Annotated in this window: 1 protein-coding gene; it reads left to right on the plus strand. The window is 35.5% G+C overall.

All coding sequences use genetic code 11. The features are described 5' to 3' along the window. Window position 1 precedes the first annotated feature (1 nt). Window positions 2-251: MliC family protein (locus tag AAEZ02_RS23090; protein WP_351125504.1), on the plus strand; the 250-nt coding region annotated here is incomplete at its 3' end.

Raw genomic sequence — 251 nt, forward strand, 5'->3', positions numbered from 1 at the left:
GCTGATAATCGCATTAAGTGTATTAGGCTTATCTGCTTGTAATGAGCCCACAATTAATACTCGCTACCTGTGTAATCAAAAAGAAGCCACGCTTAGTGTTATCAATGAGCAAACAGCAGCACTAACACTTAATAGTAATACTTATCAGCTTAGCCGAGAAAAAAGTGCCTCTGGTAATAAATACATAAATAAAAGTGTGTTGTTTTGGAGTAAAGATAGTGAAGCCATGCTTATTATTGAAGGGACAAAAT

The organism is Shewanella sp. T24-MNA-CIBAN-0130 (genome assembly GCF_040310185.1).
In the GTDB taxonomy this organism is placed as follows: domain Bacteria; phylum Pseudomonadota; class Gammaproteobacteria; order Enterobacterales; family Shewanellaceae; genus Shewanella; species Shewanella psychromarinicola.